This window comes from Tahibacter amnicola (assembly GCF_025398735.1).
GTDB lineage: Bacteria > Pseudomonadota > Gammaproteobacteria > Xanthomonadales > Rhodanobacteraceae > Tahibacter > Tahibacter amnicola.
On the sequence record NZ_CP104694.1, the window covers coordinates 2,913,121 to 2,926,422 of the forward strand.

At 65.5% G+C, this 13,302-nt stretch carries 8 protein-coding genes; 6 read left to right on the forward strand and 2 right to left on the reverse strand.

The window, feature by feature from the left end:
- The first annotated feature begins 1 nt into the window (after position 1).
- The 6 genes from N4264_RS12285 to N4264_RS12310 all read left to right on the forward strand — a co-directional run bounded on the left by N4264_RS12285 (position 2) and on the right by N4264_RS12310 (position 8,486).
- The gene (locus N4264_RS12285) at positions 2-2,173 is read left to right on the forward strand and encodes an ATP-binding protein (protein WP_261697326.1); all 2,172 of its coding nucleotides are present in this window, start codon (positions 2-4) and stop codon (positions 2,171-2,173) included.
- Positions 2,174-2,178: 5 nt separating this feature from the next.
- The gene (locus N4264_RS12290; protein WP_261697327.1) at positions 2,179-3,060 is read left to right on the forward strand and encodes an AraC family transcriptional regulator; all 882 of its coding nucleotides are present in this window, start codon (positions 2,179-2,181) and stop codon (positions 3,058-3,060) included.
- Positions 3,061-3,131: 71 nt separating this feature from the next.
- Positions 3,132-4,094 carry a DMT family transporter gene (locus tag N4264_RS12295; protein ID WP_261697328.1) on the forward strand — a complete coding sequence of 321 codons (963 nt, stop codon included), beginning with the start codon at positions 3,132-3,134 and terminating at the stop codon, positions 4,092-4,094.
- Positions 4,095-4,191: 97 nt separating this feature from the next.
- Positions 4,192-5,445, forward strand: a complete 1,254-nt coding sequence (locus N4264_RS12300; RefSeq protein WP_261697329.1) for a putative Na+/H+ antiporter — start codon at positions 4,192-4,194, stop codon at positions 5,443-5,445.
- 153 nt (positions 5,446-5,598) lie between these two features.
- On the forward strand, positions 5,599-7,380 hold the full coding sequence (locus N4264_RS12305) for a PAS domain S-box protein (RefSeq protein ID WP_261697330.1): 1,782 nt from the start codon (positions 5,599-5,601) through the stop codon (positions 7,378-7,380).
- Positions 7,377-8,486, forward strand: coding sequence for a hybrid sensor histidine kinase/response regulator (locus N4264_RS12310; protein WP_261697331.1), 1,110 nt, complete (start codon positions 7,377-7,379; stop codon positions 8,484-8,486). The genes N4264_RS12305 and N4264_RS12310 overlap by 4 nt, the downstream gene beginning before the upstream one ends.
- A gap of 50 nt (positions 8,487-8,536) precedes the next feature.
- On the opposite strand, the gene N4264_RS12315 is transcribed toward N4264_RS12310, so the two are convergent.
- Complete coding sequence (locus tag N4264_RS12315; protein WP_261697332.1) at positions 8,537-11,680, reverse strand: EAL domain-containing protein; 3,144 nt, start codon at positions 11,678-11,680, stop codon at positions 8,537-8,539.
- A 344-nt stretch (positions 11,681-12,024) separates the two neighbouring features.
- Positions 12,025-12,927 (reverse strand): response regulator, encoded by a 903-nt coding sequence (locus N4264_RS12320; protein WP_261697333.1) that lies wholly within the window; start codon positions 12,925-12,927, stop codon positions 12,025-12,027.
- Between the last annotated feature and the right edge of the window lie 375 nt (positions 12,928-13,302).

Genomic DNA, 13,302 nt, shown 5'->3' on the forward strand with positions numbered 1-13,302 from the left:
CGTGAGGATTCCCGACGGCATTCTGCGCAAGGTGATCATCGTGCTGGTCACCGTAGTGATCGGCAGCATTCTGATCATTCCGAGCTGCTCGGAAAGGCTGCACGAGTGGAACAACGCCGACCACATCCAGAAGGCCTACCTGTCCAAGGGCTGGAGTGGCCTGCAGTACTGGAAGATGGTGACTGTCACCGAGTACGCCGATTCCGGGAAATGGCCGCGGGATCTCGCCGCGCTGGGGGATGACGGCGCTGATCCGGTATTTGCGTTCGCTGCACCGGATGAACTGGTGCTGGAAGCACGCGTCAAGCCGGGTGTCGACAAGCTCGAGTCCCTTGCCGGCAAGGCGCTCGTGTTTCGCTACGAGCCGCGCGCGCAGCAGTGGAAATGCGAACTGGGAACGCCGCCGTTGCCGGTCCACGTCCTGCCGTCCAACTGCGAAAACGTGGTGAAGGCGCTGGCCGAGTCCGGCGCCGAAGCGCCGCTGGCCGAGACCTCGGCAGCGATGCTGCGCCTCATCGCGATGTGCTGCATCGTGCTGGTGGGCCTGGGCGTCATCGTGCTGCTGCGGCACCCGGTCGTGGGGCCGGTACAGCGCAATCCGGGACGACTGGTGCGTACACCGGTGACCTTGTTACCGCGGATCGACAGTGGCCTGCGAATGCTGCGCCGGCGCGATGATGTCCTGGCAGCTGCCCGCGTGACGATGACGGACTGGGAAGAAGCCGTCCGCTACTCGGCCGCAGCAGCGGTGGACCGGGCACAGACCCTGGCACTGCGCGTCGGCGCACGCTGCACATCCAGCAACGGGTGGACATTGCCCGGTGAGGTGTTCGAGTGGCAGTTCTCCGCGGAACTGCCGGTGACGCTGGAACGCGCGCAGGTCTGGTTGCCACGTCGCGGCGTCGCGGGCGAGAACCTGGTGCGCTACCTGCGCCAGGTCCAGACAGGTCTGGATGTTCTCCTGGTGCTGTCGCCGGAATTGGAGTCTGAAGCCGCGCTGCGCGCCTATTGCCAGGATCGCGCCAACCTGTGCGTGCTGATCGACCTGGAAACGCAGACAGGCCTGCTGCTGCGCACCGACCCCTTGCGTGCCCTGATCCAGTCCATGGCGCAGCAGCTGCGCGCGACGCGTATTTCGCCGTACCAGACCCGGGGCGGTGTCTCGCGGCCGTCCTCGTTCTTCGGCCGCGAGGCCTTGCTGTCGCGCATCATCCACCGCGAGCCCGGCAACTATCTCGTGGTCGGTGGGCGCCAGCTGGGCAAGACCAGCCTGATGAAAGCGATCGAGCGGCGCCTGCGGGACCACCCGAAGCTGGCCTGCCTGTACATCTCGCTGCGTGATCACCGGCTGGCGCCGCGTCTGGCGACGCAATGTGGCCTGCCGGTCGACACGTCGCTGGATGCGGTCGTCGCGCACCTGTTGCGACAGCACCCTGGTCGGCGACTCCTGGTGATGATTGACGAAGCCGATCCCTTTTTCCGGCACGATGCCTGTCATCACTACGCGGAATTGTCGGCATTGCGGGCGATCAGCGAAGAAGGGCACTGTCACTTCCTGCTGGCGGGGTTCTGGGACCTCTACGCCGCCGCCGCGCTCGATTACCAGTCGCCGCTGCGCAATTTCGGCGAGGTCATCACCGTGGGTGGTCTGGAGCCGGAGGCCTGCCAGGAACTGGCCACCGTACCGTTGCACCTGCTCAACCTGCACTTCGCCGATTCGGGGTTGATCGGACGGATCATCCGGGCCAGTGGCTACCGCGCCAATCTCGTGGCGATCCTGTGCCAGGAGTGTCTGGAGGGCCTGCAGCAGGGCGAGCGCGTGATCCTGGAAGGTCATGTCGATCGGGCCATGCGCTCGCAGGCAACGCTCGACGCGTTGGCCGGCTGGGGACGATTGACCCACGAGGACGCCGCCTCCCGGCTGGACCGCATCATCGTGTACTACGTTGCCTTGAACGGCAGCGCGACCTTGTCGCAGATCGTCCTGCTGACTGGCACGCAAGGCGCGGATATCGATGTCGATACCCTTCGACGCGCATTCGCGCGACTGCAGCTGGCCTTCGTGCTGGCGCGCCAGGACGATACCTACCGTTTCGCCGTTCCACTCTTCCAGACGCAATTTGAGCCAGCGGAGTTGCCGGTCTATCTCGCCCAGGAACTCAAGGGCCTGTAGCGCCGGTGGATCCAGTGGCCGCGCTGGGTGATGATCGGCGTGTGGAAGCCGTACCTGACATCTTCGAATCGGAACTGGACCGCGCCGAGTTCAAGCGGCCGCATCGACGCGGGGTCGAGCTTTACCGGGCGCATATTGTCTGTCACGCGTTCGATCCGCATACCCATGGGGCCTACGGCATCGGCACCGTGGTCGAGGGCGTCGAGCGCTTCCGCTATCGCGGGGCGGACTACCTCGCCGCGCCAGGATCGCTGATTCTGATGAACCCGGACGTGCTGCATACGGGCCGGGCAGCGACCGATACGGGCTGGCGCTATCGCATGGTCTACCTGGACGAGGCGACGCTGCGCCTGATCACCGGCAGCGAGCCCTGGCATTTCGCCGAGCCGGTGGCGCGGGATGCGGATGCGGCTGTGCGTGTCAACGCGTTGCTCAAGGGTTTGTGGAACAGCAGCGAACCGCTGGCCATCGACAGCGCGCTGTACGAGGTCGTGCAGACGCTGCGGCCCCATGCGCGATCCGCTGAGCCGGAACTTTCCCGGCGGCGGGTGGACGCTGCGCTGGATCGCCCCGTCGAATTGATGCAGGCGCACCTGGACGAATCACTGACCCTGGAACGACTGGCTGCGGCGGCGGGCTTGAGTCCGTTCCATTTCCTGCGCCGTTTCAAGGCACATCATCACGCCACCCCGCAGCAGATGCTGATGGCGCTGCGCCTGCACCGGGCGAAGCTGAGGCTGGGGGAGGGCGTCGCGCCGGCCGAGGTGGCGCTGGAAGTCGGCCTGGTGGACCAGGCCCATCTGACGCGCCGTTTCGTGCGGATGTACGGCGTGACGCCGGCGCGGTACCAGCAACAGCTCGGAACGCGACCGCGGCGTTCGCGCTAGCGCCGTAGCGCGCCAGGTGACACCGCAATTTCGTACAAGATCGCGCCGATGGCGCCGGCCATGCTGGTGCCATGAACACGCGCATTCTCCAGGGTGGTTTCTTCGCGCTTTGCGCCGGCATCGTGTGGGGGCTGGTCTTTGCCGGTCCGCTGGTGCTGCCGGAGTATCCGGCCAGCCTGCTCAGTTTCGGCCGCTACCTCGCGTTCGGCATGATCGCTCTGCCGCTGGCGTTGTTCGACCGGGCCGGTCTGGCGCGCCTGCGACGCGACGACTGGATCGAGGCCCTCAAGCTCGCTGCCATCGGCAACATCGTGTATTACCTCTTCCTTGCCGGTGCCATCCAGTATGCCGGCGGCGCGTTGCCGTCCATGTTGCTGGGCACATTGCCCGTGGTGATTGCACTGGCTTCACGGGCCGATCGCACCGATGCCGCCGCATTGCCCTGGTCGCGCCTGCTGCCGTCGCTGGGCCTGATTGCCCTGGGAATTGCGCTGGTCAACCAGTCGGAAATGGCGACGGTCAGCGCCGCGGCCGATATGCGGCGCTACGCGATCGGTGGCGGACTCGCGCTCGCCGCCGTGGTCTGCTGGACATGGTATCCAATCCGCAACGCGCGCTGGCTGCGCGACCATCCGGATCACCACCCGCGCACCTGGGCGACAGCGCAGGGGCTGGCCACCTTGCCGCTCGCGCTGGTCGGTTACGCGGGCAACTGGCTTTACGCCAGCGGGTTTGATCCTGCATTCCCTATGCCATTGGGGCCGCAGCCGGGGCGCTTCCTGGTCGTCATGTTTGCCATCGGCCTGCTGGCATCGTGGCTGGGAGGCGTGTGCTGGAACGCCGCGAGCAAACGCCTGCCGACCGGCGTGGCGGGCCAGTTGATTGTGTTCGAGACGCTGGCGGCCCTGAGCTATGTCCACCTGCTGCGGGGGCAGTGGCCGCGCGGTGCGATGCTCGCGGGCGGGATGCTGCTGGTCCTGGGCGTGGTGCTGGCCGTATGGTCACCGCGCACCCGGCAGACTGTTCCGGCCTGAGCGGCGTTCTCAAAGGCAGCGAGATCGCGGAAAATGCCGAGGATGTCTTCCGCAGGTCGATCGCTCCCACCGCACAGTGGGACAAGGAGATGCGCCGATGTCGCCCAGTCGCGTGGAATGGATTGCCGCACTGCTGTTTGCGCTGGCGCTCCTGCATACGTTTTCCACCAAGGCCTTCCAGGCACTTGCACATCGGGGCCGACGTCACGCCGGGATGTGGCACCTGCTCGGCGAGGTCGAGGTGGTGTTTGGTTTCTGGGCGATCGTGCTGCTTCTGGTAATGGCGTTCTTCCAGGGAAGCAAGGCGGCCGTTGACTACGCCGAGTCGCGCCAGTACACCGAGCCGCTTTTTGTATTTGTGATCATGGTGGTGGCCGCGTCGCGCCCGGTGATCGCGTTTGTGCAGTCGCTGGTGGAGAAGCTGGCCCGCCTGGCTCCCGTGCGCGACGGTATCGCCCAATTGTGGCTGGCCCTGACCCTGGTTCCGCTGGCGGGGTCGCTGATCACAGAGCCCGCGGCAATGACCCTGGCCGCGATGATCCTGGTTCCCCTCATCTTCCGCGCCGATATTCCCGAACGGCCCAAATACGCGGTGCTCGGCGTGCTGTTCGTGAATGTCTCAATCGGCGGCACGCTGACGTCCTATGCCGCACCGCCGGTGCTGATGGTCGCTTCGGCCTGGCAGTGGGATACCGCGTTCATGGCGCGGACATTTGGCTGGAAGGCCGCGGTAGCCGTTCTCATCAATGCCACGCTCGTGACGGGCTTCGTGCGCCGTCATCTGCGGGACAGCACCGAGCAGCCGGTGGAATCGTCCGCGCCAGTGCCGCTGACGGTGAGCCTGATCCACCTGGCGTTCCTCGCTGCCATTGTCGCGTTCGCTCACCACCCGGTGATCTTCGTCTGGGTGTTCCTTTCCTTTCTGGGTTACGCGCAGGCCTACGAGCGGCACCAGAGCCCGCTGATTCTCAAGGAAAGCCTGCTCGTCGGGTTTTTCCTGGCGGGGTTGGTCGTACTGGGGGGAATGCAGCAGTGGTGGCTGCAGCCGATCGTTTCCTCGCTCTCGCCGCTGCTGCTCTTCTTCGGTGCGTTGGGATTGACGGCGATGACGGACAACGCGGCGCTGACCTATCTGGGCTCACTGATCAGCACCATCACCGAGCCCGCAAAGTACATGCTGGTCGCCGGTGCGGTGGCCGGCGGCGGGCTGACGATTATCGCCAATGCACCCAATCCGGCCGGTGTGGCTCTGGTGCGGCGCGGATTTGCGGACGAGTCCGTCGGCGCCCTGGAACTGCTGCTGGGGGCTTTGCCGCCGACCGCCGTCGCGGCGTTGCTGTTCCTGCTATAGCCACCCTGCAGGCAAGGACCACTTCGGGCAATTCGGTACAAGGTGTAAAGCGCTGCGTAGTGCCGCCTCGGGGGTGAAAGCGGTAGGCTAGCCCTGCTGGTCCGTCGGCCCGTGAGTGGTGGGCAACTCCATCCCGGCGAAAGGAGGAATTCCGTGTCCGATCTCGGCACTTTCTTCACCGGCGACTTCATGCCGCATGGCTATTGCTTCCGCTGGCTCCCCGGACTCGTGTGGTTGCACGTCATCTCCGACGGCCTGACGGCACTGGCCTACACGTCGATTCCCTTCACGCTGTTCTATTTCATCCGCAAGCGCCGCGACCTTCCGTTCAACTGGATGTTCCTGCTGTTCGCGATCTTCATCATCGCCTGCGGTGCGACGCACTACCTGGAGATCTGGACACTGTGGAACGGCGCCTACTGGTTCTCGGGCGTGGTCAAGGCCATCACGGCGGCTGCCTCGGTGCCCACGGCGATCCTGCTGGCGAAGCTGGTGCCGCAGGCGCTGGCCATTCCCAGCATCCACGAACTGCGGGAGGCGAACCGGCGTCTGCAAAGCAGTGAAGCCCGGTTTCGCGGGTTGCTGGAGTCGGCACCGGATGCGGTTGTCATCGTCGACGCCATGGGAACGATTGCGCTGGTGAATCAGCAGACGGAACGCATGTTGGGTTTCCATCGCGACGAGCTCATCGGCAAGCCGGTGGAGGTGCTGATGCCGATCCGCTATCGCTACCAGCACGCGGGCCACCGGACTGACTATTTCCGCTCGCCGCGCTCGCGCTCGATGGGTGCCAAGCTCGACCTGTACGGCCTGCGCAAAGACGGCTCCGAGTTTCCGGTAGAGATCAGCTTGAGCCCGCTGGAAACGGAAGAGGGCACGCTGGTGTCGGCGGCGATCCGCGACGTGACCGAGCGCAAGCAGCAGGAACTGCGCGTCAGCCGGCTGGCGACCATCGTGGAATCGTCCGAGGATGCGATGTACTCGCGCTCGCTCGATGGCAGCGTGCAGACCTGGAACCGCGCGGCGGAGCATCTGTACGGCTACAGCGCCGACGAAATGATTGGCCAGAGCCTGATGGTCCTGATCCCTCCGTCGCATGTCACGCCGGAAGAAGTGGCGCTGGCCGTTCACGTCGGCGAACACTCGCTCAGCCGTGAAACGCTGCGCCTGCGCAAGGACGGATCGACCGTCGAAGTCGCCGTGACGGTGTCGCCCATCCGCGACAGCGTCGGGCGGCTCATTGGCGCCTGTACCGTGGCGCGCGACGTGACCGAGGAAAAACGCATCCAGGAACAGTTGCGCGCGTCGGTGCACGAAAAGGAAATCCTGCTCAAGGAAGTGCATCACCGCGTGAAGAACAACCTGCAGGTGATCTCCACGCTCATCAATATGCAGATGCGCTCCATATCGGGTAGCGCAGCCCTGATGGCGCTGGAGGAGTGCCAGTCGCGCGTGCAGGCTATCGCCTTGATTCACGAGAAGCTCTACCAGTCCAAGGACTATGCCCGCGTGCCATTCGCCGAGTACGCGCGCAGCCTCGCCCTGAATGTCTTTGATGCTGCTGGAGCCCTGGATTCGGCCGTGACGCTGGAAACGGATTTTGCGGACGTTGCCATCGCGGTGGATCGTGCGATTCCCTGTGCGCTCATTCTCAATGAACTGGTCAGCAACGCGCTCAAGCACGCGTTTGATCGTCACCAGAAGGGCACGGTCACCGTGGCGCTGCGGCGTGACCCCGACGGGCTGCTGGTGATGTCGGTCTGCGACAACGGTCGCGGGCTGCCGCCGGATCTCGAACGACGCCGCGCCAGCTCGTTGGGCATGGAGCTGGTGCAGACGCTGGTGGAGCAGCTGGACGCGTCCATGGAGATCGTCAGCGGAAAGGACAACGGAACCCAGTTCACCATTCGATTCGCGGCGGGGGAAAATCTGTGAACGGCCCGGTACCGGTAAGGGTGTTGGTCGTCGAGGACGAACGACTGGTTGCCAAGGACCTGCAAGCCACGCTGATCGCCATGGGTTATGACGCCTTTGCTATTGCCGCTTCCGCGGAAGAGGCGTTCCGCCAGGCTGAAGCAAAACGGCCGGACGTGGTGCTGATGGACATCCGCATCCAGGGGGCGTTCGACGGCATCCACGCCGCCGATACGCTGATGGCCGCGCATGGTTGCGCCGTGGTCTACCTCACGGCCCATGCGGACGAAGAAACCATCGCTCGGGCCAAGAAAACCGGCCCGTTCGGTTATCTGCTCAAGCCGATCAAGTCGGCGGAACTGCGCGGCGCCGTCGAGGTGGCCGTGTACCGCCTCGACGCCGAGCGGCGCCTGCGCGAACGCACGCAGCAGCTGGAAGTTCTCAACCGCGATCTGGAAGCGTTCAATGCCTCGTTGTCGCACGAGGTGCGCGGGCCGTTGCGTCACATCTTCTGGTACAGCGAGCTGCTGCAGCAGCAATGCGAGGAGATACTCGACGTTGTCGGAATGGGGTATGTCCATCGCATACGGCATGCCGCGGTGAGCCTGACCACGCTCGTCGGTGACCTCCTCAAACTCGCCTCGGTCACGCGTCACCAGCTATTGCCGGAGCGCCTGAATCTCACTGCGATGACGCGCGACATCGCTGAACGCATGATCATCGACAGCGGCGATGATGCGGGCGAGATCCTCGTGCAGGACGGCATGACCGTGCTTGGCGACCGGCCGTTGTTGCAGATCATGATGGCCAACCTGCTGGGCAGCGCCTGGGCGCAGGCCTCAGCCGAGATACCGTTGCAGATTGATGTCGGCGCGATTTTTCACCGGGGTGAGTTTGTGTACTTCGTATGCCGGCGTACCCGCACCGACGCATCGGGCGATGACGTCCAGATCCTGTTGCGCGAATCGCTCACCAACACGGCGCACGCGCCCAGCGATGCCGAGATACGTGACAGCCAGCCCGTGCTGGGGGTTGCCAGCCGTATTGCCGAACGGCACGGCGGACGGATGTGGAACGAGACCGTGCCGGGACGTGTCGTGGCGTTCTTCACCCTGCGATCCGCCTGAGGCGGGCCACGCTCGCCGGCCCGGCCGCGAGCCTTGCGGTTCGCGGCGGCTCAGTTGTGCGTGTGCGGCTGTTCGCGCAGTGCCTTCGCGGCCGGGCGGCGACGCGGCGCCCGTGGCGCCATGTGCTGGCTCAGTTGCTGGTCGTAGTGACGGAAGGCTTCACGCACGTGCTCCTGCAGGACGTCGGCATTGCAGGGCTTGGTGATGAAGCGGAAGACCGTACCGCGATTGACCGAGGCGATGACCGTGTCGAGATCGGCGTATCCGGACAGCACCATCCTGACGGTGCGCGGGTAGAGCTTGCGCACGCGCGCCAGGAATTCGGTGCCGCTCATTTCCGGCATGCGCTGGTCGGTCAGGATGACCTGCGTTTCGCGCATGGCCAGGATGGCCAGGGCCTTGGGGCCGCTGTCGGCCAGGATGATTTCGAAGCCTTCGGGCTGCAGCACGCGGCGCAGCGCACTGAGCACGTTCACTTCGTCATCGACAATCAGCAATGTGCGCGCACCTGGCGCGTACGTGGGGGCGGGCAGGCGGGTGCGCGAACGCAGCATCTGCGCGAAATCGTCGGCCGGAACGCCGGGGCTGAAATAGAAGCCCTGCACCTCGTCGCAGCCGCAGCGTCGCAGGTAGCTCAACTGCGCTTCGGTCTCCACGCCCTCGGCGACGACCTTCAGGTCGAGGTTGTGCGCGATGTTGATGATGGCGTTGCAGATCGCCGCGCTGCCCGGTTCGGTGGTGAGGTCGCGCACGAAGGACTGGTCGATCTTGAGTCGCTCGATCGGCAGGTGCTTGAGGTAGTTGAGCGACGAGTGGCCGGTGCCGAAATCGTCCAGAGCGCAGCGCACGCCAATGGCGCGCAGCGCGCGCAGGGTGTCGATGCCCGACTGCATGTCGTGCATCACCGCCCCTTCGGTCAGCTCCAGTTCCAGGCTCGCGGGCTTTACGCCATGGTCGGTGAGGGCGCGGCGCACGGTTGAAACGAGGTCCGCGTGGCGGAACTGGATCGGCGACAGGTTCACCGAGACGGGGCAATCCGGCAGGCCCTGATTACGCCAGGCGGCGATCTGGCGGCAGGCCTCCTGGATCACCCAGGTGCCGAGCGGGCCGATCAGGCCGGTCGCCTCGGCCAGGCCGATGAACTGGCCGGGCGGCATCAGGCCCATGGTCGGATGATTCCAGCGCACCAGGGCCTCCGCGCCACTGATGCGGCCGGTCACCAGGTCCGCCTTGGGCTGGAAATGCAGTACGAACTCGCCGTGATCGAGGGCGGCGCGCAGCGCCGTCTCCAGGGCGAAGCCCGCGGCTTCCTGGTCGGCGCTGACCGGGTCGTAGAACTGGATGGTGCCGCCGCCCAGGGCTCGTGCCTGCGACAGCGCAACGGCCGCGTTGCGCATCTGCGCTTCCGCAGTCTGGCCGTCATGCGGGTACATGCTCACACCGATGCAGGCGTTGGGGTAGTACTCCGATCCGGCCAGCTCGAGCGGCATCATCACCGCGTTGAGCAGGGTGCGGGCGAAGCTCAGCGGTTGCATGTCGTCGCCGCCGTCGGCCACGACCACCCCGAAGCGGTCGCCGGCCGTGCGCGCCACGATGCCGTTACGCGTGGCGCTGGTCAGGCGTTCGGCCACACTCTTGAGCAGGAAGTCGCCGGCGTGCGAGCCCATGATTTCGTTGACCGAGCGCAGGCGTTCGACGCTGATCTTCATCACGATCACCGGACGCGAGCTGCCCTGGGCATTGCGCAGGGCCTCGCGAACGTGTTCGACAAAGCGCACGCCATTGGCCAGGCCGGTGAGCGGATCGACCTGGCTGATGTCGTCATAGGGCGAATCGGTGAGCCGGCGCGCGTCGCGCTCGCGCAGCGCCGCGATGCCGAATGCGAGGTCGTCGGCGAGTTCGCCCAGCAGTTCGATCTGACCGGGAGCAACCGCCCCTGCGGTTTCGGAATAGACGACCAGCACCCCGAAGATGCCGCCGGGATTGCGCAGTGGTACCGAGATAGCCGACCGCATGCCCGCATCCGCCGCCCGCTCGAACCAGCGCTCGTAGCTGGGTGAGGCGGGGGATTCGTCGGTCACCATGATCTGGCCGCGGCGGACGGTTGCCGCGGCCTGGCTGCGACCGAATTCCTCGGCCTTGGTCAGGGCGTTGCAGCTGGCTTCGTCCAGCCCCTTGCGCAAGGTCTGGGCGACGATACGGAAGTCAGTGCTGTCGTCATTCCAGTAGCCGACCCAGGCCACGCCGAATCCGCCGGAGTCGACGATGCGGCGCAGGATGTCCTGGACCAGCTCGGTTTCGCTGCACGCATGGACCAGCGCATGGCTGCACTGGGCGACCAGCCGGATGGCGCGTCCGAGTTCGCGGGAATAGGCCGCCTGCTCGTGATCGGCGGGCATCGGATAGCCGGCAGATGGGTCGGCCGGCGGCGCCGGTGTTGCCACTTCCGCCAGTGAGGGCACCACCCGTCCGCCCGTGCCGAGCGCCGGGCTTCCGATGATGACCGGGTCTTTGCCGCGACGTACTAGGTAGAGGGCACCCAGGACCAGGACTACCGCCAGCAGTGGGAAGACCGGTGACGAGGGCAGGGCGGTGCGATTCTCATCCAGATTGGTCGCAAGGCTGGCCACTTCGGCCTGGGCGGCCAGGCGCAGCCGGCGCAGCTGCGCCTGGACGAGGTCGGCGTTGGCGCTGGAGGCCAGCACGCGTGTGGCGTCGGCCCGGGTGAAGGTTGCGCCGGCGCGCGGTCCGCTGACGTTGCCGGGGCTGGAAAGATCGAAGGCGGTCAGCACTTCGGCTTCGTAGGTGCGCAACGCGGCGTCGAGGGCCTGCGTGGCGGCTGTCTCGCGGGGCGTCGTCTGCGCGCTGACCAATTTGGTGAGCGCCGCGCGCACTTGCTGGATTTGTTCGCGCAAGGCGTTGAAGGACTGCTGCGAGAGCGGTACATCCTGCTGGCGCAGCCGGTCGAGCATGGCGAGGTTTGCCCGCCGGCTCTCGGCGAACAGCAGCTCCATGTCGGTCAGTTGATCGATCTTCTGCTGCTGCGCGAGCAACGCGCGCTCGATAGACCAGGCGCTGCGTTGCGTCACGAGCGCTGCCGCGAGCAGGGCGCCCAGCGCGATGACCAGGATCATCGCCGCCGCAGCGCCGGAGCGGAAGTAGCGCGTGGCCGCCGTTACTTGGCCATCCAGCATATCGGTCCCCCCAAACTGGGCGCCCACCCCAGGGCAATACCCATTCGCTTCAACGAGGTTTGTCGCGGGCTAGAGTGAACCGAATCGCAGCCAGCGACAAGCGAATTGCGCCCATTCCGGACGCCGACACCTTTTTTTGACGATTGCCGCTGTTTCCGCTGTTTTCCTGCAGCCGCGGCAATACCGGCGACACACCCTTCCAGTCCTGCCTCGTGCGGCGATCATCGCGTGAGGCCAATGGATGGGCTGCGTACACGGTCACGCCTTCCCAATGGTTCTGTAACTTTTTACGTCGGCAGTGAAAGGGCTCTTGAATGTGGGGCAATGTGTGTGCAGACCGGCGCTCAGGGCTGCTGGCCGGGGGTGAACAAGGCACGGAGCTTTTCGGAGATCGGGCCGTTGTCGGCCTCGACCGTGCTCTCGACCGCGTACTGCCGGACGAGGGTCGGGTCGACGGACAGCTTCTGCGACCGGGACACGGCTTCCGAGACGATCGGCGCGAGCGAGTCGCTGTCGACGGGCTTGCCGAGCACGCGGAAGACCTGGGCCTGGTTGATCAGGTCGATCAGCTGTCCGGAATGATGGAAGGCCGTGAGAACGACGGTGATCAGGGTGGGATCGTGGCGCTTGAGGAGCTTGAGTGCACCGGAGATGTCGCTGCCATTGACGTGGAGGTCCGACAGGACCACGCCGATGTGGCTTTGTCCCATGATATCGATGGCGTCTTCGAGATTATTGGACCAATGCACACGTTGCGTGTCGCCCAGGGCGCGGCGCACGAGCTGGCAGACATCCTCGCTGTCATCGATGACCAGGATGTCGGTCGCGCTGGGGGATGGTTCTGCCGCGGCGGTACTGGCGCCGTGCTCGAACAGAGCCTGCGAGATGCTGGCGGCATCATCGACCTTCTTGCGCAGCTCACCCTCGTCCCAGGGCTTGCGCAGGAAGCGGAAGATCTCGCCGTCGTTGATCGAGCCGATCACGGCCGCGAGGTCGGCATAGCCGGTCAACAGGATGCGCAGCGTGGAAGGGGAGATCGTGCGCACTTCGGTCAGGAGGTCCACGCCGGTCATCTCCGGCATGCGGTGGTCGCTGACGACCACGTGGATGCGTTCGGTACGCACCAGGTCGAGCACCTGCTGGGGATTGGTGGTGGCGATCACGTCATAGCGACCGCGGAACATGCGTTCCAGGGAGCGGACCATGCGTTCTTCGTCGTCGATGAATATGACTTTAGGTTTGCTCATCGCAGCCTCCTCAAATCGTGCGAGCGTGTTTCTCTACTGGCTTGTGCCGGGGAATCCGGGATCGCCATTCCGTCAGGGCGGTGACGACATTCCGTCGCCGGGACGGGCCTGGTGCAGCGCACCTGTGTGATTTCAAGCGCTTGCGGCTGGTCCGTCACGGGTCCCATGACGCCTACAGCACGCGTTGTGCCAAGTCGGGCGGAGCCGGCGTGTCGCCCGGATATGCGCTTGACGTTCGCGCAAACGGCTCCCTAGACTCCGGCCCCATGCCTGTCTCGCGCGAACATTCCAGAACGTCGTACCCCCGGGGGGCCTGGTCCTGGCGTCGCCCCACGTTCTGCCCCGCGTTCGCCGCCGCATGCTGGCCGGCCTGAC